The sequence below is a fragment of the Pelagibacterium lentulum genome, assembly GCF_003992625.1.
GTDB classification, from domain to species: Bacteria; Pseudomonadota; Alphaproteobacteria; order Rhizobiales; family Devosiaceae; genus Pelagibacterium; species Pelagibacterium lentulum.
Map to the genome: position 1 here is coordinate 110,198 of NZ_RZMW01000008.1, position 25,358 is coordinate 135,555.

25 protein-coding genes are annotated in these 25,358 nt (G+C 55.8%); 7 read left to right on the plus strand and 18 right to left on the minus strand.

Annotated elements, in window-relative coordinates:
• Positions 1-27: 27 nt before the first annotated feature.
• The 15 genes from EO133_RS02285 to tpiA all read right to left on the minus strand — a co-directional run bounded on the left by EO133_RS02285 (position 28) and on the right by tpiA (position 13,689).
• Positions 28-285 carry a hypothetical protein gene (locus EO133_RS02285; RefSeq protein ID WP_127071052.1) on the minus strand — a complete coding sequence of 86 codons (258 nt, stop codon included), beginning with the start codon at positions 283-285 and terminating at the stop codon, positions 28-30.
• Between the two features lie 191 nt (positions 286-476).
• Positions 477-1,529: a Gfo/Idh/MocA family protein gene (locus EO133_RS02290; protein ID WP_127071053.1), complete on the minus strand. Its 1,053-nt coding sequence runs from the start codon at positions 1,527-1,529 to the stop codon at positions 477-479.
• Between the two features lie 10 nt (positions 1,530-1,539).
• Positions 1,540-2,979 carry a dihydrolipoyl dehydrogenase gene (lpdA, locus tag EO133_RS02295; RefSeq protein ID WP_127071054.1) on the minus strand — a complete coding sequence of 480 codons (1,440 nt, stop codon included), beginning with the start codon at positions 2,977-2,979 and terminating at the stop codon, positions 1,540-1,542.
• Between the two features lie 27 nt (positions 2,980-3,006).
• A complete protein-coding gene (locus EO133_RS02300; protein WP_127071055.1) occupies positions 3,007-3,648 on the minus strand; it encodes an SGNH/GDSL hydrolase family protein in 642 nt (213 codons plus the stop codon).
• 16 nt (positions 3,649-3,664) lie between these two features.
• A complete protein-coding gene (locus tag EO133_RS02305) occupies positions 3,665-4,990 on the minus strand; it encodes a pyruvate dehydrogenase complex dihydrolipoamide acetyltransferase (protein ID WP_127071056.1) in 1,326 nt (441 codons plus the stop codon).
• A 12-nt stretch (positions 4,991-5,002) separates the two neighbouring features.
• A complete protein-coding gene (locus EO133_RS02310; RefSeq protein ID WP_127071057.1) occupies positions 5,003-6,409 on the minus strand; it encodes a pyruvate dehydrogenase complex E1 component subunit beta in 1,407 nt (468 codons plus the stop codon).
• Between the two features lie 20 nt (positions 6,410-6,429).
• The gene (gene pdhA / locus EO133_RS02315) at positions 6,430-7,443 is read right to left on the minus strand and encodes a pyruvate dehydrogenase (acetyl-transferring) E1 component subunit alpha (protein WP_127071058.1); all 1,014 of its coding nucleotides are present in this window, start codon (positions 7,441-7,443) and stop codon (positions 6,430-6,432) included.
• A gap of 201 nt (positions 7,444-7,644) precedes the next feature.
• On the minus strand, positions 7,645-7,965 hold the full coding sequence (locus EO133_RS02320) for an FtsB family cell division protein (protein ID WP_127071059.1): 321 nt from the start codon (positions 7,963-7,965) through the stop codon (positions 7,645-7,647).
• Between the two features lie 50 nt (positions 7,966-8,015).
• Positions 8,016-8,378 carry a DUF4180 domain-containing protein gene (locus EO133_RS02325; protein ID WP_127071060.1) on the minus strand — a complete coding sequence of 121 codons (363 nt, stop codon included), beginning with the start codon at positions 8,376-8,378 and terminating at the stop codon, positions 8,016-8,018.
• 54 nt (positions 8,379-8,432) lie between these two features.
• Complete coding sequence (gene eno / locus EO133_RS02330; RefSeq protein ID WP_127071061.1) at positions 8,433-9,707, minus strand: phosphopyruvate hydratase; 1,275 nt, start codon at positions 9,705-9,707, stop codon at positions 8,433-8,435.
• A gap of 141 nt (positions 9,708-9,848) precedes the next feature.
• Positions 9,849-10,214: a PRC-barrel domain-containing protein gene (locus tag EO133_RS02335; protein ID WP_127071062.1), complete on the minus strand. Its 366-nt coding sequence runs from the start codon at positions 10,212-10,214 to the stop codon at positions 9,849-9,851.
• Positions 10,215-10,321: 107 nt separating this feature from the next.
• Entirely contained in the window at positions 10,322-10,510 is a 189-nt protein-coding gene (locus EO133_RS02340; protein ID WP_127071063.1) for a DUF4169 family protein, read from the minus strand.
• Positions 10,511-10,518: 8 nt separating this feature from the next.
• Entirely contained in the window at positions 10,519-12,147 is a 1,629-nt protein-coding gene (gene pyrG, locus EO133_RS02345; RefSeq protein ID WP_127071064.1) for a CTP synthase, read from the minus strand.
• Between the two features lie 121 nt (positions 12,148-12,268).
• Positions 12,269-12,739: a preprotein translocase subunit SecG gene (gene secG, locus EO133_RS02350; RefSeq protein ID WP_127071065.1), complete on the minus strand. Its 471-nt coding sequence runs from the start codon at positions 12,737-12,739 to the stop codon at positions 12,269-12,271.
• A 194-nt stretch (positions 12,740-12,933) separates the two neighbouring features.
• On the minus strand, positions 12,934-13,689 hold the full coding sequence (tpiA, locus tag EO133_RS02355; protein WP_127071066.1) for a triose-phosphate isomerase: 756 nt from the start codon (positions 13,687-13,689) through the stop codon (positions 12,934-12,936).
• Positions 13,690-13,824: 135 nt separating this feature from the next.
• Between tpiA and EO133_RS02360 the strand changes: the two genes are divergently transcribed.
• From EO133_RS02360 to EO133_RS02390, 7 genes are read left to right on the plus strand one after another with little or no spacing between them, the layout of a single operon-like run.
• Entirely contained in the window at positions 13,825-15,696 is a 1,872-nt protein-coding gene (locus EO133_RS02360) for a SurA N-terminal domain-containing protein (protein WP_127071067.1), read from the plus strand.
• Positions 15,697-15,714: 18 nt separating this feature from the next.
• Complete coding sequence (trpE, locus tag EO133_RS02365; protein WP_127071068.1) at positions 15,715-17,220, plus strand: anthranilate synthase component I; 1,506 nt, start codon at positions 15,715-15,717, stop codon at positions 17,218-17,220.
• Complete coding sequence (locus EO133_RS02370; protein ID WP_188681896.1) at positions 17,217-17,816, plus strand: anthranilate synthase component II; 600 nt, start codon at positions 17,217-17,219, stop codon at positions 17,814-17,816. The genes trpE and EO133_RS02370 overlap by 4 nt, the downstream gene beginning before the upstream one ends.
• 21 nt (positions 17,817-17,837) lie before the next feature.
• Entirely contained in the window at positions 17,838-18,854 is a 1,017-nt protein-coding gene (gene trpD, locus EO133_RS02375) for an anthranilate phosphoribosyltransferase (protein WP_127071070.1), read from the plus strand.
• A complete protein-coding gene (trpC, locus tag EO133_RS02380) occupies positions 18,851-19,651 on the plus strand; it encodes an indole-3-glycerol phosphate synthase TrpC (protein WP_127071071.1) in 801 nt (266 codons plus the stop codon). Before trpD ends, trpC begins: the two co-directional genes overlap by 4 nt.
• A complete protein-coding gene (gene moaC / locus EO133_RS02385) occupies positions 19,651-20,133 on the plus strand; it encodes a cyclic pyranopterin monophosphate synthase MoaC (RefSeq protein ID WP_127071072.1) in 483 nt (160 codons plus the stop codon). Before trpC ends, moaC begins: the two co-directional genes overlap by 1 nt.
• On the plus strand, positions 20,130-21,326 hold the full coding sequence (locus tag EO133_RS02390) for a molybdopterin molybdotransferase MoeA (RefSeq protein ID WP_127071073.1): 1,197 nt from the start codon (positions 20,130-20,132) through the stop codon (positions 21,324-21,326). Before moaC ends, EO133_RS02390 begins: the two co-directional genes overlap by 4 nt.
• Here EO133_RS02390 and EO133_RS02395 read toward each other — a convergent pair.
• The 3 genes from EO133_RS02395 to EO133_RS02405 form a co-directional block, all read right to left on the minus strand.
• A complete protein-coding gene (locus tag EO133_RS02395; RefSeq protein WP_127071074.1) occupies positions 21,323-22,480 on the minus strand; it encodes an iron-containing alcohol dehydrogenase in 1,158 nt (385 codons plus the stop codon). The genes EO133_RS02390 and EO133_RS02395 overlap by 4 nt on opposite strands.
• Position 22,481: 1 nt before the next feature.
• The gene (locus EO133_RS02400) at positions 22,482-23,858 is read right to left on the minus strand and encodes an aldehyde dehydrogenase family protein (RefSeq protein ID WP_127071075.1); all 1,377 of its coding nucleotides are present in this window, start codon (positions 23,856-23,858) and stop codon (positions 22,482-22,484) included.
• 110 nt (positions 23,859-23,968) lie between these two features.
• Positions 23,969-25,330 (minus strand): glutamine synthetase family protein, encoded by a 1,362-nt coding sequence (locus EO133_RS02405; protein WP_127071076.1) that lies wholly within the window; start codon positions 25,328-25,330, stop codon positions 23,969-23,971.
• Between the last annotated feature and the right edge of the window lie 28 nt (positions 25,331-25,358).

Sequence of the window (25,358 nt, forward strand, 5' to 3'; positions counted from 1 at the left end):
AGCCTTTCCGGTGTAGCCGGGCACTTTCTAGTCAAAGACCCGCGCCACAACAATGACAGATAACGCGCCAAGCGTAGAAATCGCTATATGGCGCACAAGCCAGTCGGAAATCGGCACCTGAATTCCCGCCCATAGGGTGAGATAGCTAACGATCACAGCTCCAGCAACCCCCGCTGCAAGATAACGCCATACACTTCCTTGTGTAAAAGCAAACGTGGCAAACAGGCCAGTGGCGAAACCAACCAATAGCCACACCATCATGGGGTGCGATGCAATCGTATTCATTGACGTCCCTCGTCATCAGGCAATGATGCGTGCAACGATAGTTACGATAATAGTGCCGATTTTAGATGTATTGACCCAAACATAAAGCGAGCGGTGATCTTTGGGTCAATTCTTTGTAAAGAAAATACGTAGCCTCCTAGTCGTGAACTGCAAATCTAATTTCATTGATGTCGGGATTTTCATCTCCTAAATCAAGTTGATGGTGTGTCGAGAATATCCTCTATTTCAATCCAGTCGCCGCCACTGGCCGCTGAGGTCACAGTTGCCCGGACAAGCGCCATGCTCATGATGTTATCGGCGCCGGAGCTGAAGAACTTCGGTTCGCCACCGGAAACTATTGCACTGGCGATTGCATTGAGTGCGCCCGCTCGATCAAGATGCTCAAGCTTTCCAAGTTTCGGGTTCGCGGGCTTCTTGCCAAGGGGGCTAACCCGGACAATATCAGGGTAGCTTCCGTTTGGCTTATGGTCGCGCGATGACCAGGAAATTTCACCTTTTGAGCAATCCATGGACCATTCACCTGACCAAGACGTGTCATTGGCACCGCTCATCCATGAGCCGCGATAGCTGACAATCGTGCCTTTTTCAAATTCGATGGTCGCAACGCCTATGGGATGATGGACAAACTGGCTGTCCTTAACGTTCCAGGTGCGACAGGAAACACGCTTTGGATTGTCGCCCAGAACCATCCGCATCAGATCGAAATGGTGGATCGACATATCCGCAAGCAATGGATCGGGAATATCCCAAAAGCGATAGCCGACCGAAGGTGCATGCTTGCGGAAATCGATGGATACGAGATTGACGTCGCCCAGCGTTTTACTGGCCACCATTCTGGCGACTTCGATGGGCGCGGGATGATGGCGGTAGTTCTGGCTCACCATCAGTATGCGGTCTTTCGCCTTGGCCTTGGCGACCAGCGCATGTGCCTCCCGCATCGTCGATGTAAACGGTTTCTCGACAAGCACATGCAAGCCGAGGTCCAAGGCCTGCCCGACAACGGGAAAATGGGCCTCGGTACGAAGTGTGGCGATCACGAGATCGGCCTTTGTCGACGCTGCCGCCTCGGCAAGATTGGCAAAGCACATTGCGGGCGCAATACCCAACTCGTCCTGCGCCCGTTTGAGCGTGTCGGGGCTGGCATCGACATAAGCAACCGGTTCGATTGCACTTACCGTCGGAATAACATCCTTGGCCCAGGAAAAGCCCCAATTGCCAAGTCCGACCTGTATTGCTCTGACCATAAGGTGCCCCTTAAATGTTGAGCGCCTGTCCGTAAGCGTCCAGAACGCTTTCCTTCATGGTTTCAGACAGCGTTGGATGCGGGAAGATGGTGTGCATCAAATCTTCTTCTGTCGTCTCGAGGTTCATCGCAACGACGAAACCTTGAATAAGTTCCGTTACTTCCGCTCCGATCATGTGCGCGCCCAGCAATTCGCCGGTTTTCTTGTCGAAAATGGTTTTTACCAATCCGTCGGGCTCGCCCAAGGCGATAGCCTTGCCGTTGCCGACAAAGGGAAAACGCCCCACACGGATTTCGCGTCCCGCTTCCTTGGCTTTGGCTTCGGTCAAGCCGACACTGGCCACCTGTGGCTCGCAATAGGTGCAGCCGGGAATCTTGCTCTTGTCCAAGCCGTGTACCTTCTTGCCGGCAATGGTTTCGACGGCAATGACGGCTTCATGCTCGGCCTTATGCGCCAGCATCGGGGGGCCGGCAACATCGCCGATGGCCCAGATGCCCTCGACATTAGTGCGACCGTGGCCATCCACGACGATGATACCCCGATCGATCTTAACGCCTGCATTTTCCAGCCCGAGATTTTCCGAATTGGCCTGAACTCCGACCGCGGAAATCAGTACATCGGCCTTGATTTCTTTCTTGTCGCCATTCTTGAGTTCAACATGAGCGGTGATACCGTCTTTGGACTTATCGACCTTGGAAACCTTGGCGTCGGTCAGAATCTGGATGCCTCGCTTTTCAAAGCGTTTGCGTGCAAGACCGGAGATTTCCGCATCTTCAACCGGCATAATCTGAGGCAGCAACTCGATTACCGTCACTTCGGCACCCATCGAGCGATAGAAAGACGCAAACTCGATGCCGATTGCGCCCGATCCCATCACTGCGACTGATTTAGGCATCGTTTCGGGCTTGAGCGCTTCGAAATAGGTCCAGATCCTGTCGCTATCGGGCTCAATCCCAGGCAGAACACGGGGCCGTGCGCCCGTTGCGATGATAATGTTCTTGGCCTTGTAGGTCCCCTCACCCAACGTTGTTTTCGGCTTGGGGTGCTGCGGCTCGACTGGGTTCTTTTTCATCGCCTCGACCTTGACCTCGCCGGGTTTCGTAATCGTGGCTTCGCCCCAGATGATATCGACCTTGTTCTTTTTCATCAGGAACTGCACGCCATCGTTCATCCGGCCAGCAATGCCGCGCGAGCGCTTGACGATCTCGGCAATATCGAAGCCGAACTTGTCGGCCTTAAGTCCGTAATCCTTGGCATGACCCATATGGCCGTAGATTTCGGCCGAACGCAGCAGCGCTTTTGTGGGGATACATCCCCAGTTCGAGCAGATGCCGGCCATATGCTCGCGCTCGACAATCGCAGCCTTGAGGCCCAACTGCGATGCACGAATGGCCGCGATATAGCCACCAGGGCCGGCGCCGATCACCAGAACATCGTATTGATCCGCCATTGGTTTACCTCTTTAAAATTGCCGGGCCTATAGCCCTAGAAGTTCGGAAACAAGCGGCGCAAGCGCGTCGCCAATCGCGCGCGTATTCTGCGCGTCGAGATGCACACCGTCTGCAGGATGGGCCTTTGCCACCGTCGCCGCGTCAAAAAAGCTGGCGCCGATGTCGTTTGCGACTCGCGCATAATGCGATGCAAATTCGCGCGATTCCGAAACGCCGCCTTCAAACATGGGTGAAAGGTCGGCGTGAGTCGTATTCGTTGCGTAAGGTGGAGAGACCAGCACGACCTTGGGAACCGGCATGCCTTCGCCATAAGGGAAAGTCATCACGATTTCCGCCAGGCGTTTCATGCCCATCGCAGCGCCGAGCGCGGACCCGCAGATATAGGATTTGAGGTCGTTTGTCCCAAGCATGATGATAACGGCGTCGAGCGGCTTATGTGACGCGAGCAGCGTTGGCAGAATGCGCGCACCGTTTCGATCTGCCATAGCGCTGTGGTCGTCGAACACGGTAGTGCGACCACCCAGGCCCTCCGCGATGACGCGGGCCATGCCGCCCAACCCGACTTCAAGCCGGGTTGGCCAGAGATCCTGGTAGGCATGGCGCCGACCTTCGACGACCGGATCGGAACCGAACGTCAGACTATCGCCATAGGCAAGGATCGTCTTCATGCGCCGCGCCTCCGGTTCAGGCCAGCATCATTACAGGCGTTTCAATCAAAGTCTTGAAGGCTCCAAGGAGTTCTGCACCAAGTGCGCCATCGACCGAGCGGTGATCGCAGGACAGAGTGACCGTCATGAAATTGCCGGACTTGATCTCGCCCTTTTCGACATAGACCCGCTCTTCGCCGGCGCCGACCGCAAGAATCGTTCCATGCGGCGGATTGATCACGGCTCCAAAATGCTTGATGCCGTACATGCCGAGATTGGAAACCGAGGACGCACCGCCCTGATACTCATGGGGAGCCAGTTTCTTGTTGCGGGCGCGGGTGGCCAGATCTTTCACTTCATCGGAAATTTGACGAAGAGTCTTGGTATCACAAGACCTTACGACCGGTGTGAACAGCCCGCCCGGAACAGCGACAGCAACCGCAACATCGGAACGATGGTGGTAAAGGATAGCATCACCAGCCCAGGTTGCGTTGGCTTGCGGAACCTGTTGCAGCGCGAGGGCCCAGGCCTTCATGATAAAATCATTGACCGAAAGCTTATAGGCGGGCTTACCTTCCTTGTCTTTCGGAGCTGCTGCATTGATGTCGGCACGGGCCTTGAGCAGGGCGTCGATACGACAGTCCAGTGTGAGATAGAAGTGTGGCACCGTCTGCTTGGATTCTGTAAGCCGCGCAGCCACGGTTTTGCGCATGCCGTCGGCAGGCACGAGATCGTATGTGCCTTCCTCGTACATCGCGACGACCTGGTTCTTGGAAAGCCCGGTAGCCATAGAAGCACCGGCGACGGGAGCCGGCGAAGCCTTGGACGGCACGCCATCTTTTTTGGCTTTCTCAACGTCGGCTTTGACAATGCGCCCCTTGGGTCCTGTGCCGGAAAGATCCGAAAGCTCGATACCGGCCTCTTTCGCGAGACGGCGGGCCAGCGGCGAAGAGAAAACGCGGCCGCCAGAGTCCTTTGGTGCAGGCGATGGCGCTGATTCTACTTTGGCTTGCACAGGTGCAGGAGCGGCCTTTTCCTCGTCCTTGGAAACTTCCGGCTTTGCTTTTTCTGCTTTTGCGGCAGGGGCCAGAGCGACGTCGCCGATGTCGCCTGCGCTTTCGCCTTCCTCCAGCAACACGGCAATCACGGCGTTGACCTTGACGTTTTCGGAGCCTTCCGAGACAAGAATCTTGCCAATTGTGCCTTCGTCGACGGCTTCAACTTCCATAGTCGCCTTGTCGGTTTCGATTTCGGCAATGACATCGCCTGCGGAAACGCTGTCGCCTTCCTTGACGTGCCACTTGGCTAGCGTGCCCTCTTCCATGGTCGGCGACAGGGCAGGCATTGTGATGTTGATGGGCATCTCGTTGCTCCCTCAGCTCCGGTAGGTCACGGCGTTTACCGCCGCGATGACTTCATCGACGCTTGGCAACGCCAGTTTCTCGAGGTTGGCGGCATATGGCATCGGAACGTCCTTGCCCGTCACACGCGTCACCGGCGCGTCGAGATAGTCGAATGCCTGCTCCATCAAGCGCGCCGCAATTTCTGAGCCGATACCGCCCTGCGGCCAGCCTTCTTCGACGGTGACGCAGCGACCGGTCTTTTTGACCGATTCGATTACCGTCTCAATGTCGAGCGGACGCAGCGTGCGCAAGTCGATCAGTTCGACATCGACCCCGGCATTGACCAGCTTTTCAGTCGCCTGGGTCGCGTAGCGCATGCCCATCGAATAGGACACGATGGTAACGTCCTTGCCCTTTCGGGCTACACGAGCCTTGCCGATAGGCAGAACGAAATCATCCATCTTCGGCACTTCGCCGGTTGAACCGTAGAGAATTTCGTTTTCAAGAAACACAACCGGATTGGGCGAGCGTATTGCTGCCTTGAGCAACCCCTTGGCATCGGCGGCAGTATAAGGCGCAATAACGATCAGACCCGGTACATGGGAGTACCACGCGGAATAATCCTGGCTGTGCTGGGCGCCAACGCGCGCCGCAGCACCATTGGGGCCGCGGAACACCATCGGCGCACTGACCTGTCCGCCAGACATGTAAAGCTGTTTTGCAGCAGAGTTGATGATCTGATCGATGGCCTGCATGCCGAAGTTCCAAGTCATGAACTCGACAATTGGCTTAAGGCCGGCAAAAGCGGCACCTACCGCCAATCCGGCGAAGCCGTGCTCGGTAATCGGTGTGTCGATAACACGTTCCGCACCAAACTCCTGAAGCAGGCCCTGGGTCACCTTATATGCGCCCTGGTACTCGGCCACCTCTTCGCCCATGACAAAGACGTCCTTGTCCGCCCGCATTTCTTCGGCCATTGCGTCGCGCAAAGCCTCGCGAACCGTGATCGTTACCATCTCCACGTCACCGGGAATATCGGGGTCGTCCTGTGGCTTGAACTGCGGCGCTGCCGGAGCATCTGTTGCCTTGGTGGTTGGCTGGGATTGCTCGGCCGCCGCGCTATCGGGACCCGGCTTTTCCGATTCCTTGGGCTCATCAGTACCGGTCTGCGAAGAAGAAACGTCATCGGCGCTTTCGCCCTCGCCGAGCAAGGCAGCAATCGGGGTGTTGACCTTTACCCCTTCAGTGCCTTCGGCAACGAAAATCTTACCGATCGTTCCTTCGTCCACAGCCTCGACTTCCATCGTGGCCTTATCGGTTTCAATCTCGGCAATTGCGTCGCCTGGGGCAACCTTGTCGCCTTCCTTGACGAGCCATTTGGCCAGTGTACCCTCTTCCATCGTCGGAGACAGGGCGGGCATAAGAATATCGGTTGGCATTGCGAATGTTCTCCCTGCCCTTAGAGCGTAATGTCGGTATAGAGCTCGGATGTATCCGGCTCAGGATCGTTGGTCGCAAAGTCTGCCGCCTCGGTGACGATGGCGCGAATTTCCTTCTCGATTTCCTTGAGATCGTCCTCGGTAGCATGACCTTCAGCAAGGATGCGCTGACGCACCTGTTCGATAGGATCGCGCTCGGAGCGCATAGAAGTCACTTCGTCCTTGGAACGATATTTCGCCGGATCGGACATAGAGTGCCCGCGATAGCGATAGGTTAGCATTTCAAGGATGTACGGCCCCTTGCCAGACCGCGCGTGTTCAATCGCGCGCTCCGCCGCTTCCTTGACCAGCCGCACATCCATGCCGTCGACCTGTTCGCCGGGAATGCCGAACGACACGCCGCGCTGGGACAGATCCGTGGTCGATGCCGCGCGCTCAAGCGATGTCCCCATGGCGTATTTGTTGTTTTCGATTATATAGACAACCGGCAGGTTCCAGAGCTTGGCCATATTGAAGCTCTCATAAACCTGCCCCTGATTGGCTGCGCCATCGCCGAAATAGGTAAGCGATACGCTGTCCTCACCGCGATATTTGGATGCAAAGGCAAGGCCAGTACCGAGTGAAGCCTGCGCGCCAACGATGCCATTACCGCCATAGAATCGATGCTCGTTGGAGAACATGTGCATCGAGCCGCCCTTGCCTTTGGACAAGCCGCCCTGGCGGCCGGTCAATTCCGCCATGACCCCCTTAGGATCAAGTCCCATGACGAGCATGTGCCCGTGGTCGCGATACCCAGTTATCTGGGCATCTTCGCCCTTGCGTGAGGCCATGGTAATGCCTGTAACAACAGCTTCCTGCCCAATATACAGGTGGCAAAAACCGCCAATGAGGCCCATGCCATACATCTGACCGGCCTTTTCTTCAAAGCGCCGGATCAGAAGCATTTCACGGAATGCGTAAAGCTCGTCTTCCTTGGAAAATTGAGGGGCATTGGTCTTGGCTTTGGCCTTTGTGGCCGTCGCTTTACGCGCCATGCGGACGTCTCCAGTCGAAATGGATCAAATCCGACACCAGAAGGTGCGCGGATACTGAACAGCAGTGATGCACATTATAGGCTGGATTGCTATCGCAAAAGTGGCAAACGCATCCCTTTTCGACACGCAATTATATGATATTAAACAGAAAAATAAAATTACCTGAATTTCAGTTAACTCTTGATGTTAACCTATATCAAGTTATGCGTCCGTGTCGATGACGATGACAATATCGTCGGGATGGACCAGCCCCAGCAATGCTCGTGCTCGTTCGGTGAGGATATCTGGATCGAGTTTGCGTGGATTAAACAGCGCAATTCTATGCCGATAGGCATCAGCTTCTATTTGAAGAGCAGCTTTTCGAGCGTTGAGTACCGCGATTTCTTCAACCATAGCCTTCTGGCTTTGAATGCCGAACGCACCTGTCAAAACATGGTAGCCAAGATAGCCTTGAAAAGCCAGCAACCCCGCGGTGACCGATAGCTTAAGCAATATTGAGGGACGCTTGATGCGGGTGGGCATGATGACTCGACACTCACAAGGTACTTTATACTGTTAATAGCGCATCAAGCTTAAGGACTGGTTGCCGAGCCTGCCAATTCTGACAAGCAATTGAGAAAGCGAAAACTGCCGCCCCGGTTGCATTCGCGGACAAAATCCTGAAGCGCTTTGCTGTTCGCAAGGTGCTCGGAAATGTCACCGACGATCAGGGCCTTCATTCGGTAATTGGTCAGTTTCTGAAAAAAGCCGCCTGCCTTGCGATTGCGAAGCTCGAAAAAATCCGGGGCCAGGCGCGAGACTGGAATGGCTACCCATTCCGCCTCGCTTCCATAAATTTCGCCCAGCAAATCGAGGGCGCCCTGCTCGTCGTTCAGTTGTAGCCCGTTGTCGTCAACAACGACGATCACCTGTCCACCGATGCTGACGTGTCTCATTATGTCGCCTCACGCATGAGGGGCAGAGACACTGCCCCTATGCCTGTCGTTATCTCAGGCTTTGAGAATAGAGCGGCCTGCATATGTCGCTGCCGTCCCCAAAAACTCCTCAATACGGATGAGCTGATTGTACTTGGCCAGCCGGTCGGAACGAGCAAGCGAGCCTGTCTTGATCTGTCCGCAATTGAGTGCAACGGCGAGATCGGCAATCGTTGAATCTTCTGTTTCGCCGGAGCGATGTGACATGACCGAAGTGTAGGAAGCCTTGTGGGCTGTTTCGACAGCTTCCAGGGTTTCGGAGAGCGAGCCGATCTGGTTGACCTTAACGAGTATCGAATTGGCGACACCCATCTTGATGCCGGATACGAGGCGCTCTGTATTGGTCACAAACAGGTCGTCACCAACAAGCTGAACCTTGTTGCCGATAGTTTCGGTCAATGCCTTCCAACCGTCCCAGTCGTCCTCGGCCATGCCATCTTCAATCGAAATGATCGGGAATCGATTTGCGAGATCCGCCAGGTAACTGACCATTTCGTCTGGGCCGAGCACTCTGCCTTCGCCCTTGAGATCGTACTTGCCGTCCTTGTAAAATTCGGTCGATGCGCAATCGAGTGCGAGGAAAACGTCGTCGCCAGGCGTATAGCCGGCTTTCTCGATGGACCGCATTATAAAGCCCAGGGCGTCCTCGGTTGAACTGAGATTCGGAGCAAAACCGCCCTCATCGCCGACATTGGTATTGTGACCTTCAGCCGCAAGGTTTTTCTTGAGCGTGTGGAAGATTTCTGACCCGATCCGCACAGCATCGGCAATCGAATCCGCGCCGACCGGCATGATCATGAATTCCTGAATATCGATTGGGTTATCCGCGTGTTCGCCCCCGTTGATGATGTTCATCATTGGAACCGGAAGAATGCGAGCGTTCGGGCCGCCGATATAGCGATGCAGCGGCAATGCGCTGGACTCGGCTGCCGCGCGTGCCACGGCCAGGGACACGCCGAGGATGGCGTTGGCACCGAGCTTGCTCTTGTTGGGCGTGCCGTCAAGTTCGATCATGGCACGGTCGATCGTGATCTGGTCGAGCGCATCCATTTCTTCGATTTCGTTGGCAATCAGGGTGTTAATGTTGTCGACCGCATTGAGAACGCCTTTGCCCATATAGGCCTGGCCACCATCGCGCAATTCCACGGCTTCGTGTGCGCCGGTCGATGCGCCTGAAGGCACCGCCGCACGGCCAAAGCTGCCGTCATCGAGCACAACATCAACTTCGACGGTGGGATTACCGCGACTATCAAAAATCTGACGGCCGATGACATCAACAATAGCGGACATAGGAAAAGCCCCTCATCTTTCAAATGGGAATACCAAGCCGCACTTCTATTTGAGGATTGGCAGTGATGAAAGGGTTTGGGGCAAAAATATTGCGGGCAGATGACGATCCACCTACCCGCAAACCGAAGCCTGCTGGTCAGACTAATTCCAGTAAGGATCCACGTTATAGTATTTGTAGGCTTCCTGACGAGCGATCAGCCCGTCATCACGGGTCAGTTCATTGATCGATTTCGCGGGGGCCGCTTCAAGTTCTTCCTTGGAATAGGGCACGACATAACCGTCGGCATCCTTGGAATAATCCAAGCTGGACCAGGGAAGAGGATGATATTTCTCTCCCATCCCAAGAAAGCCACCGAAACCGACGACCGCGAACATGATCGAATTATCCGTCTTGTCGAGGACGATGTCCTCAACAGATCCGATTTTTTCGCCGTTCATATTGTATACGCTTGTGCCAACGGCCTTTGTTGCGCGAATTGCCGTTGTATGACCGGACGCTGTGGGCATGAGAACCTCCTGTTGGTCTTTTGTTTGCACAGGAACAACGTCAGGAGGTCAACGAGGTTCCAGCCCGCCAAAGTGTCTGCAAACTGAGGCGCAGCAGGCGCGAACCATCAGGTCTCTTCGCTTTCATTGCGAAGATGCCCGTCAAGGCGCCGCATTTGCAGCGCTTTTTCTGCTTCGATTTTCTGCTTCTCGGTCTTTGTACGCCCAAAAAGCAGACGATTTTCGTCCGCCTGCTTCTCTTTTTCCGCCTTGGCTTTGCGTTTGCGAGCCGCTCGCAGATTGACGATCTCGGCCATAATGCTTGTTAAACCAACCGGCTTTGCTCGACTGCCGCTGAAATGAAAGACTCAAACAGCGGGTGCGGCTCAAACGGGCGAGACTTCAGTTCGGGATGATATTGTACCCCGATAAACCAGGGGTGATCGGTGCGCTCGACAATTTCGGGCAACTGACCATCCGGTGAAAGGCCTGAAAACAGCAGGCCATTGGCTTCGAGCACCTTCCGGTACTTCATGTTGACTTCATAGCGATGCCGATGGCGTTCCGAAATCCGGTTGGTTCCATAAATGTCGGCTACGCGGCTGCCACGCACGAGCTGGGCTGGATACGCACCAAGACGCATTGTGCCGCCGAGATCGGTATCCTCGCCGCGCTTTTGCTTTTCGTTTTCCTTGACCCATTCGGTCATCAGGCCAACGACGGGCTCCTTGGTTGGCCCAAACTCGGTGGAACTGGCCTTTTCAATACGTGCTGTGTTGCGTGCGGCCTCGATGCACGCCATCTGCATTCCGAAGCAAATGCCAAAATATGGTACATCACGTATGCGAGCAAATCGGGCAGCGTTGATCTTGCCTTCCGCACCGCGCTCGCCAAAGCCGCCCGGTACCAGAATCCCGTGGATACCTTCCAGATATGGCGCGGGATCATCGCGCTCGAACACTTCAGAATCGATCCATTCGATATTGACCTTCACCCTATTGGCGATGCCACCGTGAAAGAGCGCTTCGGAAAGTGACTTATAGGCATCTTTAAGGCCGGTATATTTGCCGACAATGGCAATATTGACCTGCCCTTCGGGGTTGTGGATGCGATGCGAAATCTCGCGCCAGCCTTCAAGCTTGGGCTCCGGCGCGTCCTTGATACCAAAGGCGGCAAGCACTTCCGCATCAAGTCCTTCCTCGTGATAGGCAATTGGCACGTCATAGATCGAGGCGACATCAAGTGCCTGAATAACCGCTGTCGGGCGGACATTGCAGAACAACGACAGTTTGCGTTTTTCGCTTTCCGGGATCGGTCGATCACAGCGCACCAGCAATACATCCGGCTGAATACCGATCGAACGCAACTCCTTTACAGAGTGCTGAGTTGGTTTGGTCTTGAGTTCACCCGCGCTTGGGATGAAAGGCATCAGGGTAAGGTGAACGAAAACGGCGTCGCCCCTGGGCAACTCGTTGCCAAGCTGGCGGATTGCTTCGAGGAAAGGCATAGCTTCGATATCGCCGACCGTGCCGCCGATTTCGCAAAGCACGAAATCGTACTCCTCGTTATCGGACACGACGAAATTCTTGATTTCGTCGGTGACGTGCGGGATCACCTGGACGGTCGCGCCGAGATAGTCGCCCCGGCGTTCCTTGGTCAGAATATCGGAATAGATGCGGCCGGTCGTGATATTGTCCTGCTGATTGGCGGAACGACCTGTGAAGCGTTCATAATGGCCTAGATCGAGATCGGTTTCCGCACCATCATCGGTCACAAACACTTCGCCATGCTGGTACGGCGACATGGTTCCGGGATCTACATTGAGATAGGGGTCGAGCTTGCGCAGGCGGACTTTGTAGCCACGCGCCTGCAGCACAGCGCCCAACGCTGCGGATGCGAGTCCCTTTCCAAGAGAGGACACCACGCCACCGGTTATGAAAACGTACCGAGTCATGGGATTTCACCTTACATAAGATCAGTCAAAATCGAAGCGCGTTTTTGCACGAATGCAGGAAACGCACACAAAAAAGAAGGGGATGTTTCCATCCCCATTCTTCTGGTCATTCAAGACCCGGCTAGTTTGCCGGTGCCTCCTCCTCTTGGGCAGGAGCCTCTGGCGCTGTCATCGCCTCTCCGGGAAGCAGCAAATCTTCCCCTCCAGCGGGAGCAGCGGGTGCCTCGACATCATCGGTTGGCGCCGCTGGCAGAGCAGGAACGCTCAAGTCATCATTACCAGTTCCCATTGCATCAAGCGCATCGAGAACCGATGCCGGCGAGCCATCGCCCTGCACCGCACGATCAAGAATAGTGCCCGAGCCACGTTCAACCTGGCTTACAATAGTCAGGCCAATTGCCGTGAGCATGAACAGCGTTCCAAGAATGGCTGTCGTTCTGGTGAGCAGATTTGCAGAGCCGCGCGCGGACATAAGTCCGCCGCCGCCACCACCGCCCATCCCCAGCCCGCCCCCTTCGGAGCGCTGCAGCAGGATTACGACGATCATGGCGAGCACAATCAGCAGATAGGCGACAATCAGTACCGTTGCCATAGGTCAGGGATGTCCTTCAGGTCTTCAAAGCCAAAAGGGCCGCGCAAAGCGCGACCGAGCCTTATATCTTTATTGCGGACCGCTGATACAAGCCAAACTGGCTTTTTGGCTTCGCACAACGACGGTGTTGTGGCGCGTTCTACACGGAAAAATATCCAAATGCCAGATGTCAGCACCACTTTTCGACATACCGCTCAAGCAGCGGAAATAATACCGAAAAAGTCGTCTGCAAGCAGGCTTGCGCCGCCGACCAAGGCGCCATCGACATTCTCAATCGCTAGAATTTCCCCGGCATTTGCGGGTTTTACCGAACCGCCGTAGAGAATGCGGGGCGTTGGCCCGGCCGCTCCATATCTTTTTGTCAGCTTAGATCGAATGTGGGTGTGCATTGCGGCAATGTCTGCCAGCGTGGGTGTTTTCCCGGTCCCGATGGCCCAAACAGGCTCATATGCAACAACAACCCGATCTGGGCTTTCGGTTTCAGGTAGCGATCCGGCAAGTTGCTCGGAAACAACCTGATTCGCCCGCCCAGTCTCACGTTCGGCCTCGGTTTCACCAACGCATACAATAGGCGTCAGACCGGCACGCAGCGCCGCCATTGCTTTTGCCTTAACTTGACTGTCGGTTTCGCTGTAATCCGAGCGACGCTCGCTATGGCCAACAATGACATAGGTTGCGCCGGCGTCTGCGAGCATTTGTGCGCTGACGTCTCCGGTATGGGCTCCCTGCTCGCTGGCGTGACAGTCCTGCCCACCGACGGCAATTGCCGTACCCTTAACCGCTTGAAAGAAGCGTTCGACAAGTGTGGCGGGCGGGGCAATCAAAATATCCACATCGGCAAGGTCGGCGCCGGAAAGGTGATTGCGCAATTTAGTAACTTCGCTCAATGCGGCCCCGGTTCCGTTCATCTTCCAGTTTCCCGCGATCAGCGGACGCAACGCGTTGCTCATGAATTCTCCTCAACTACATCTTGCTATGGCCAATCGAATGGCTTACCCCGGCTTCTGACACGCCTTGCGACGCTCAATGGTCCCTGTCTATTATGCGCGCGCCTCAAATGCCACTGGGTTTTAGAACGGAAAAAGATGCTCGATAGTCTTCGTAATGCAGGCCGGTCCTGGGTAGCCAAAGTGTTGATCGGTGTTCTTATTCTCGCCGTGGCAGGTTTTGGTATTCCAAGTGTTTTTCTGGATCTCAACGCAAATACAGTTGCGCGTGTCGGGGATCAGAATGTGACCGCGCGCGATTTTGATCGTCTTTATCGTAGCCAGCTCAATCAGTTTGCGGCTCAGACAGGTCAATCGCTAACCGCGCAGCAAGCGCTTGCGTTCGGTGTACCGGGTTCCGTTCTTGGGCAGTTGGCGAACGATGCCGCTATCGAGACGCTGGCGCAACGGCTTGATCTTGGTGCATCCGACGAGCGGCTTGCCGCATTTGTTCGACGGGACCCCTCTTTTGCCGGCGCGCTTGGAGCATTTGATCGCAGTGAGTTTGTCGCCGTTCTGCGGCAGGCCGGCTATACGGAAAGCGAGTATCTCAATCTTCAGCGCCGCGCAGCAAAGCGTGAGCAGGTTGGCGCAATCTTTGACGGTCTTGCCTTGCCTCAAACGGCATTCGATATCGCCCGCGCATATGAGAACGAGCGGCGCGTGATAGAGTTTATCGAGCTGAACCCCGTTTTGTTTGCCGTTATCGACGAACCAAGCGAGGAGGAACTCGCTCAGTTTTTCGAGGAAAACCAGAATCGGTTTCGCACTGAGGAAACCCGTCGCGTTCGTGTTTTGCCACTTACCGCCGAGACGCTGGCCGCCGGCATTGAAGTTTCTGACACGGAAATAGAGGCCGAGTACGAACGCACCTCCAGTCAATATCAGACTGTCGAGCGCCGTTCAGTTCATCAACTCGTGTTGGCAAATGAGGAAATCGAGACAATCTTTACCCAAGGATTGGCAGATGGCGTTTCGTTTGAAGACCTTGTTGCTGAGGCCGGTGCGGAAGGTCGGGTGCAGGCACTCGGGACGCTTCAGCAATCGCAGATGACCGATACTTCTCTGGCTAATGCCGCGTTCGGCCTGGAGGAAGGCGAGTTTGCGATCATTTCCGGCGCACAGGGGCCGCGCGCCATCTGGGTGTCCGAAATCATTGAAGGCGGCGTTCAGCCGCTTGACGAGGTTCGCGATGCAATCGAGCGCAGCCTCGCTACAAGCCGGGCACAGGGACTTTTGCTCGATGCCTTTGATGCAATCGATGAAGCGCGAGCAGCCTTTCAGCCAATTGATGACGTGGCTGCTCACTTCGGGCTGGCGATTTATGAGCTTGATCTAACGCGTTCGGGCGATGCTCTTGCAGAAATTGACGCTATTCCAGCCGATGCGCGCTCCAATGTCACACAACAGATTTTTGATGCATCGGAAACCGCGAACATAACACCCGCGATTAATCTGGGCTCTAATCGTACGGTCTTTTTCGAGATCGAGAACGTGCAGCCGGTGCGCGATCAAACGCTTGACGAGGTTCGTGACGAGGCAATTGCGGCATGGCAGGAGTTGCAGTCCGAACTGAGCATGATCGCGGCCGCTGAAGATATGGTTGCTTCTCTCGATTCCGGCGCGGATATGTTCATGACCGCCTCTCAGGCTGGCCAGATCCCGCAGGTATCCCAGGCATTCAGTCGTGACGGTTCGGGTGATGCTACGATCGGTGCAGATGTAGCGCGGGCCGCATTTATGGGCACGGTGGGAGCCGCAGGTTATGCGCCCATAGCCTCGGGAGAAGTGGTAGTTTTCCAAGTAACCGAGGTCATGGAAGCTGATGCCGACGCACAATCCAATATCGCAGCGGCGCTTTCAGCGAATTTCCCCGATCAGATGTTTGGTAGCTTCGTGGAAGGTTTGCGTGAAGACACGCCTATCCGCATCAATGAATCAACGCTCAATCGCTTGATTGGGCTCGAATAGGACACAAAGGCGTTATTTATGAGTGACGAGTTTGACGCCTTTGCTAAAATCTATGAGTCCGGCGCTGGGCAGGTGTTGTTCCGGAGGATCGTTGCCGATCTTGAAACGCCGATCGGCACTTATCTGAAGTTGGCCGAGGGGCGCAAATACAGCTTTCTTCTCGAATCGGTGGAAGGCGGAGCGGTTCGTGGCCGTTATTCGATTATCGGTCTTGAGCCTGATCTGCTGTGGCGCGTTAAAAACGGCAAGGCCGAAATCAACCGCAAGGCAGGGCTAGATCCGGATAGCTATGAGCCTGAACCCGGTCTGCCGCTCGACGCGCTACGGAATCTCATTGCCGAAAGTCAAATCGACATGCCTGACATTCTGCCAGCCAACTCGGCGGGTGTTTTCGGCTATCTCGGGTACGATATGGTGCGCTTCATGGAAGTGCTGCCGGATAACAATCCAGATGACCTCGGACTGCCCGACGCCATCATGATGCGCCCTTCCATCCTGGCTGTCTTCGACACGCTCAAGGATGAACTTTTCCTCTCCGCGCCGGTTTATCCGCGCGAAGGTGTTACGGCACGGCAAGCGTTAGAATCCGCCAATGAGCGGATCGAAGACGCAATCGCGCGCTTGGGACGTGCCCTGCCCCGCAGTATCGATTTGCCCGATCTCGATGCCATCGAAATCAAGAGCAATACGACCCGTGACGAATATTTCAACATGGTTCGTATCGCGCAGGATTATATTGCCGCTGGCGATATCTTTCAGGTCGTTCTCAGCCAGCGCTTTCAGGCGGACTTTTCCTTGCCGCCCACTGCTCTTTACCGTGCGCTCCGCCGCACCAATCCGTCCCCCTACATGTATTTTCTTGAGTTGGGCGATTTTGCCGTCGCTGGCTCGAGCCCAGAAATTCTGGTTCGAGTCGATGATGGTGAGGTAACGATCCGGCCGATTGCCGGAACGCGCAAACGTGGCGCTACGCCGGAACGTGACAAGGAGCTGGCCGACGAACTTCTGAACGATCCCAAGGAGTTGTCCGAACATCTGATGTTGCTCGACCTGGGGCGTAACGACGTTGGACGCGTTGCAAAGATTGGGACCGTAAAGGTTACAGACAAGTTCTTCCTCGAATACTATTCCCACGTCATGCACATCGTTTCCAATGTCGTGGGTGAGCTCGATCCTAAATATGACTACATCGATGCGCTCTCGGCTGGTTTCCCAGCAGGCACGGTGTCTGGCGCCCCTAAAGTACGCGCAATGGAGATCATTGACGAACTTGAGAAGGCCCGGCGCGGTGTCTATGCCGGATGCGTGGGCTATTTCGGCGCCGATGGCCGTATGGACACCTGTATTGTGTTGCGCACGGCAATTCTAAAGGACAACAAGCTCTACGTTCAGGCAGGCGCAGGTATTGTCGCCGATAGCAAGCCGGACCTTGAGCAGATGGAATGCGAGAACAAAGCACGGGCCCTTTTCAGTGCGGCGGAAGAAGCGCTACGCTACGCAGGCGAAGCGAAGGTTGGCCAATAATGCGCGTACTCGTCATCGATAATTACGACAGTTTTACCTACAATCTCGTCCACTATATCGGCGAGCTTGGGGCTGACACTGAAGTTGTGCGCAATGACAAGATCACCCTCGACGATATCGCCCAAAAGGCACCGGAAGCGATCGTTCTGTCTCCCGGCCCCTGCACTCCCAACGAAGCGGGCATATGTATGCCGGTGATATCGCGCTTCGCGAATGAGATTCCCATTTTCGGCGTTTGCCTTGGCTTACAGTCGATTGGCGCGGCGTTTGGTGGCGAAGTCGTGCGCGCGCCGGTGCCGATGCACGGCAAGGTTTCAACTATTACACATGATGGTCGGGGCGTGTTTCGAGGACTCAACAAGCAGTTTGAGGCAACGCGGTACCATTCGCTTGTCGTGCGCGAAGATAAACTGCCGGTCGAACTCACAGTTACCGCACGATCCGGCGACAGCCAGATAATGGGCCTGCAACACCGGTCGCTACCGGTTCACGGCGTGCAATTTCATCCCGAAAGTATTTCGTCGGAAAACGGCCACGCAATCTTGCAGAATTTTCTCAATATCGCCCGAGATTTCAATAAAGACCGTGCAGCCTGACGGTGCCGGAGGGGGACGCCAGTGGACATAAAAACCGCCCTTAATCGCATTGCCCTGGGCAAGGATCTGACCGGCACGGAAATGCGCGCCGTAATGAGCATCATCATGTCAGGTGAGGCTACGCCCGCTCAGATCGGCGCATTTCTGATGGGGATGCGAGTAAAAGGCGAAACCGTTGGTGAGATTGCCGCAGCCGTATCGATATTGCGTGAGAAGATGGTGCCGGTCGTCGCTCCGGTTGATGCAATCGATATTGTCGGCACGGGCGGCGATGGCGCTGGAACGCTCAATATTTCGACCGGCGCTGCATTGGTCGTCGCTGGCGCTGGCGTTCCTGTGGCAAAGCACAATAACCGCGCCCTTTCGTCAAAGGCCGGGTCCGCCGACACGCTGCAGACGCTTGGCATCAACCTTGATTTGGAAGCATCCGCAATCGAAGCCTGCATTGCCCAAGCAGGCATTGGCTTCATGTTTGCGCCCAACCACCATCCTGCCATGCGCCATGTCGGTCCGGCGCGGATGGAGATGGGTGTGCGCACGATGTTCAATCTGCTCGGGCCGCAATCCAACCCTGCGGGTGTTAAGCGTTACGTGCTCGGAGTTTACGATCGCGAATGGGTTGAGCCGGTGGCTGCAGCACTGCTTGCCAATCAAGCCCAGTCGGCATGGGTCGTTCATGGCGATAGCGGTCTTGATGAATTGTCGACAACGGGGCCGTCTTTTGTCTCACAGATCAAGAACGGCAACCTGACGAGCTTTGAAGTGACACCGGAAGAAGCGGGCCTTTCGCGCTCAACGCTTGACGACATCATTGGTGGCGATCCCGAACACAATGCGCGCGAGCTTCAAAAGCTGCTGGACGGCAAACTTAGCGCCTATCGTGACATTGTGCTGCTCAATGCCGCTGCGGCATTTATTGTTGCGGATAAGGCGCAAACACTCAAAGAAGGCGTTGCACTAGGTGCCCAGAGCATCGATAGCGGCAAGGCAAAGGCTACGCTGGAAAAACTGGTTTCTGTTTCGCAAGGTATGGCATGACCGATATTTTAAGGCGCATCGAAGCCTACAAGCGCGACGAGATTGCGGCGGCAAAAGCTGCGCAGCCGTGGGCGGAAGTCGTCGCGCGCGCACACGATCAGGAGCCGCCCCGCGGCTTCGTCGATGCCATCAAGGCGAAACGAAGTGCAGGCGCCTACGGTCTGATTGCAGAAATCAAGAAGGCCAGCCCGTCCAAAGGACTTATCCGACCTGATTTCGATCCCCCCGCTCTTGCCAGGGCCTATGAGGAAGGCGGGGCCGCATGCCTTTCGGTGCTCACCGATACGCCATCTTTTCAGGGCGCACCCGAATTTCTCGGCCAAGCGCGCGCTGCAACGTCGTTACCGGCTCTGCGGAAAGACTTTTTGTTTGAAACGTATCAGGTTGCAGAAGCGCGAGCGTGGGGCGCCGACTGCATTCTCATTATTCTTGCTTCCGTCGACGACGAAGCGGCGCGGTATTTGCTCGATGCTGCGGCCGAGTGGGGCATGGACGCGCTGGTGGAGGTGCATGATGAGCCGGAAATGGTGCGCGCGCTAGAGCTGGGCGCCAGTTTCATTGGCATCAACAACCGCAATTTGCGCACTTTCGAGGTAACGCTGGATACGACGTTACAGCTGGCCAGGATGGTTCCTGAGGATCGTCTGCTGGTCAGTGAGAGCGGTATTTTCACCCATGAAGACGTGCAGTTTCTTAAGCGCGAATGCGGTGTCGGAGCATTTCTTGTGGGCGAAAGTCTCATGAGGCAGGACGATGTGAGCGCCGCAACCCGATTGCTTTTGACAGGCCAGAACTGATGGCTGAACCCCTCACCCATCTCAATGAGCGGGGCGAAGCCCATATCGTCGATATCGGCGACAAGGATGAAACGCGGCGCGTGGCTGTCGCGCAGGCGGAGCTTAACGCAACATCTGAAATCGTCGCTGCTATTTTGCAGGGTGGGCTGAAGAAGGGCGATGCAGTGGCGGTTGCGCGCGTCGCGGGTATTATGGCGGCCAAAAAGACATCGGAGCTCATCCCGCTTTGCCACCCTATCCCGATTACCAAGATCGCGATCGATATTGCTGAAGGTAAGTCGAGAGACATCATCGTGGTGCAGGCGCGCGTTGAAACAACTGGCCGCACCGGGGTTGAGATGGAAGCTTTGACTGCGGCATCGGTTGCTGCGCTCACGCTTTACGATATGGCGAAGGCGCTCGATAAATCGATGACCATAACCAACGTCGCTCTGCTGGAAAAAAGCGGCGGGAAATCCGGCGATTTCACACGGGGTGCATGATGCTGCTGCCGGTTGATGAGGCTATCGCAACGATTGTCGAGGCCAGCGCTGCGCTACCCTCGGAGACAATCGATCTGCACCACGCCTCGGGCAGAACGTTGGCCGCACCTGTTGTCGCCAAGCTCGATAATCCCCCCTTCCCAGCAAGCGCGATGGACGGATATGCCGTCCGCGCAGCAGATGTGACTGAAGGAGCGGTGTTAAAGCAGATCGGAGAGGTGTCGGCGGGCGCTTTGCCAATCGGCCTCACGGTCGCTCCCGGCACATGTGTTCGCATTTTTACCGGTGCTGCGGTTCCTGATGGCGCTGATGCGGTCATTATGCAGGAGGACACAGAAGCCTCTGCCGCAGGCATCTTGTTCAAAACAAGTGCAGCCGCCGGGCGCAACATCCGCAAGAAAGGCAATGACTTCCAGGCTGGCGATGTGCTGTTGCAGACCGGAACAGCGCTTGGGCCGGCGCAGATGGCGCTTGTCGCGGCCGGAAACAATGCGCAGGTCATCGTGTGCAGGCGCCCACATGTTGCCCTACTTGCAACAGGCGATGAGCTTCTGCCGGTTGGATCTGCGCCCGCACCAGGCCAGATCATTTCTTCAAATACGACCGGTTTGAGCGCTGTATTTGGCGGAGCTTGTAACGTGACTGATTTTGGCATCGCGCCTGACGATCGCGCAGTGCTCGGCTCTATTTTGCAGACGATGCTAGCACGCGAGCCCAATGTTATTGTCACAACCGGTGGCGCCAGTGTCGGCGAGCATGATTTTGTGCAGGAAATGCTGATTGCCAATGGCGTCGAGATCGGGTTTTGGCGGCTCGCGATGCGGCCTGGAAAGCCGCTGATGTTCGGTCGTAAAGGCAACACGCTCGTTTTCGGACTGCCAGGAAATCCGGTTTCGGCACTGGTGACTGCGCAGGTTTTCGTCCTGCCCGCGATAAGAGCGATGTTGGGGCAGGAGCAAACTACCCCTTTGACTATACCGCTGGGCGCCGACCTGCCTGAAAACGGAAGCCGTCGGCATTATGTTCGCGCTCGACTGCAACGCGGATCGGATGGACAGACATGCGCGGTGCCAATCGGCGAGACCGATAGCGGGCACCTATCGTCCCTCGCTCAGTCAGATTGCCTTATCATTCAGCCAGAAAACGCCCCGGCCATGGGGGCCGGAACGCTCGTTGACGTGCTGCCGCTTTAGATTTTGCCTGCCAAGGCATTGTCGAAGATGGACAGCGCGAGTTCCTTTGTGAACTTTTGAGGATTGCCGCCCGCCGTGGGATCAACAATCGCCATGTCGCCGATCAGGTCGCGCTGGTTTGCATCCACACCAAATTCCGCCAAGCTATGCGGTACTTCGAGGCTTTTACGCAATTTCAGGATAAGGTCCATGAAGGTGTCAAAGCCGGGCTGTAGCCCCAGATAAGCCGACAGCCTGATAATCCGTTCTTCGATGACTCCTCTGTTGGCGGCCAGCACATAAGGCATGAAGACCGCGTTGGTCATGCCGTGATGCTTGTCGTAAAGCGCTCCCACCGGGTGCGAGAGTGCATGAATGCCACCGAGTCCCTTCTGGAAAGCGGTTGCGCCCATTGCCGCAGCGCTCATCATATGGCCACGCGCTTCCAGATTATCAGGTGTTTCTGCCACCTTGGGCAGGTTTTCGATTGAAAGGCGTATGCCCTCAAGGGCTATGCCATCCGCCATCGGGTGATAGCCGGGCGCACAATAGGCTTCAAGGCAGTGGGCAAGTGCGTCAAAACCGGTGCCGATTGTGATGAAGCGCGGCATTCCGACCGTCAGTTCCGGGTCGGCGATAACGACTTTGGGCATCATTAGCGGATGGAAGATCACTTTCTTGGTGTGGGTCGTCTCATCGGTGATGACCCCTGCCCGCCCGACCTCTGATCCGGTCCCGGCCGTTGTGGGCACTGCGATGATCGGTAAGATGCCGTCGGGATCGGCGCGCGTCCACCAGTCGCCTATATCCTCGAAATCCCACATGGGGCGGGTCTGCCCGGCCATGAAGGCGATGACTTTGGCAGTGTCCAACCCTGAACCGCCGCCAAAGGCGATGACGCCATCGTAGCCGCCTTCTCGTAACACTTTGATGCCAGCCTCCACATTAGCGGAAACTGGATTGGGTTTGACGTCTGAAAACAGGCCTGTTTCGATGCCTGCGGCTTTCAGCAAATCCAGCGTCTTTCGGGTTACTGGCAGGTCTGCAAGGCCGGAATCGGTGACGAGCAAAGGTTTTTTGATGCCCGCGTCTGCAAGCACTTGCGGCAGTTCTGCGATGCGGCCCGCGCCAAAGCGCATAGCGGTCGGATAGTTCCAGTTCGATTGATAGTTCATTCTATACCGCCTTGAAATGCAATGATTTTGGCTGTGTCAGGCTATGGTAGCCAAGTTCGCTCAGTGCCGCGCCCCTGCCTGTGTCTTTTACCCCGGTCCAGACGAGCGCCGGATCGAGATAGTCGCACCGGTTGGCAAACACAGTGCCCGTTTCGATCTTGAGCGCCAGTCGGGCAGCAGCATCGAGATCCCGAGTCCAGACGGAAGCCGTCAGACCATAGGGGCTATCATTCATCAGGCCGATGGCTTCGGCGTCATCGGCAACTTTCATGATCCCGACAACAGGCCCGAAGCTCTCATCCCGCATAACCGACATCTGATGATTGACGTTCACCATGACTTCCGGGGCGAGATAGGGTGAGCCTTCGCCCCTGTCTTCGCCGTTGAGCAAGGTTGAGGCGCCACTGCGTTTGGCCTGAGCGATCTGGCTGCGCACGTGATCTGCGAAATCGGCGCGCGCCATCGGCCCGACGAGGGTGGATTTGTCCAGTGGATCGCCGAGGGTCCAACCCCTTGCACTTTCTACAAAACGCTCAAGGAAGTTGTCGTAAAGCTCTGAATGAACATAGATTCTTTCAATTCCACAACAGCTTTGCCCCGAATTGAAAAACGCGCCATCGACTAGATTGTCGACCGTGGCATCAAGATCGGCATCGGCACGGACATAGGCGGGGTCCTTGCCGCCAAGTTCAAGGCCGAGCGAGGCGAATGTGCCCGCGGCGGCTTTTTCGATCCTTCGTCCGCCTTCAACCGAGCCGGTAAACTGGACGTGGTCGATTAATCCGGACGCTATGAGTTTCTCGGTATCACCGTGACTTAGAACAAGATTTTGGAACACTCCTTCGGGCAGACCGGCTGTTTTTGCTGCAATAGCAATGCGCTCGCCGACAAGAAGCGTCTGGCTGGCGTGTTTTAACAAAACCGCATTGCCAGCCATCAATCCGGGGATGATGGCATTGATTGCGGTCATGTAAGGATAGTTCCATGGGGCTATGACGAGGACAAGTCCCAGCGGTTCGCGGACTATCTTGCGATCAAAGCCGGATTTCTCGGGTAGAATGATCGGGCTAAGCGATTGTTCTGCAATGGCAATCATGTGCCGCGCGCGTTCTTCCATGCCGCGCGATTCCCCACCGAAACGGATGGGACGGCCCATTTGCCAGGCAAGTTCAGGAACGATCTCGGAATTTTGGGCCAGCAGCGCATCAACAAAGGCGCCGACCAGTTTTGCGCGCTCGGCGATAGGCGTGTGAGCCCATTCTTTTTGGGCGCTTTTGGCTTTAGTAACCGCCGCATCGATTGCTGTGCCATCGGCATAAGGACGCTCGGCATAGACGCTGCCGTCGATGGGAGAGATGATTTTGACCATATCGGTCATAGGCTGGAATTCCTTCGCTTAACGGAAAGTTTCGACCAATTTACTCGGGTTAAATTCTCAAAATCGCCGCTTAACGGAAAATTATGCGGCAAGATTTTGATTGCGGCATGTCAGTAGCGCTCGAAGCCGCGTTTTACCTCCCAATCGGTGACCCGACGATCATATTCGAGTTGTTCCCAACGCGCGGTATGAACGTAGTGATCGACCACCTGATCACCTAAGGCTTCACGCAGCATGGTCGAACCCTCGAGTGCTGAAATTGCAGCGCGGAGCGTTTTGGGAACATCACGAAGATCTTCGCCGATATATGCGTCGCCTGCATAGGGCGGATCGAGTTCGAGTTTGTCCTCGATGCCCTTGAGGCCAGCGGCGATAAGACCGGCATAAGCGAGATAGGGATTTAGGTCCGCGCCCCCGATACGGCACTCGATGCGCACGCCCTTGGTATTCTCGCCGCAAAGTCTGAAACCGGCCGTCCGGTTATCACGGCTCCAGATCACCTTGGTTGGTGCAAACGTGCCAGCCTGGAAGCGCTTGTATGAATTGACATAGGGCGCGAGGAACCAAGTGATATCGTCGGCGTACTTGATCTGCCCGGCAACGAAACTCTTCATGAGCTGTGACATGCCGAACTCGTCGGTGTCGTCGGCAAATATATTCAGCCCGTCCTTGGCCAGCGACATGTGGATATGACTCGACGATCCGGCGAGATCATAATTCCACTTGGCCATGAAGGTTACGGCCTTGTCCTGCGCGTGCGCGATTTCCTTGATCGCGTTCTTGATCACGACATGCCGGTCGGCCATCGTGAGGGCCTCGGCATATTTGACATTGATCTCTTCCTGCCCTGGGCCCCACTCGCCCTTGGAGTTCTCAACCGGAATACCAGATGCCTGAAGTTGCCGCCGGATGGCGCGCATGACCGGCTCTTCCTTGGTCGTCTGGAAGATATGGTAATCTTCGATGTAATAGCCCGCCGTTTTTGGGTTGGTGTAGCCCCGCTCATAGAGCGCACGGAAATCCTCATCGAAAAGATAAAATTCGAGCTCGGATGCAAAATGGGCGGTCAGGCCCATCGTCTCAAGCCGCGCAAGCTGCTTTTTGAGGATGGCGCGTGGCGAATGGGGCACCGGCTCGCGATGATGGTGATCGACAAGATCACACAGCACCAGAGCCGTGCCCTCAAGCCATGATGCAATCATCAGGGTTGAGAGATCAGGCAGCATGACGAAATCGCCATAGCCCTGCTTCCAGTTTGCGGCCGCATAGCCCGGCACCGGTTCCATGTCGATGTCGTTGGCCAGTAGATAGTCGCAGCCATGGGTTTCTTCGAGCGCACCGTCGAGAAAGAATTCGGCCTGAAACCGCTTGCCAATCAGCCGCCCCTGCATATCCGGAAAGCAGACAAGGACGGTATCGATCCTTCCCAGGGCGACATCGGATTTGAGCGCGTCAAGACTATAGGCGGTCATTTGAAGTTCCCGGTTTTGTTATTGTTGG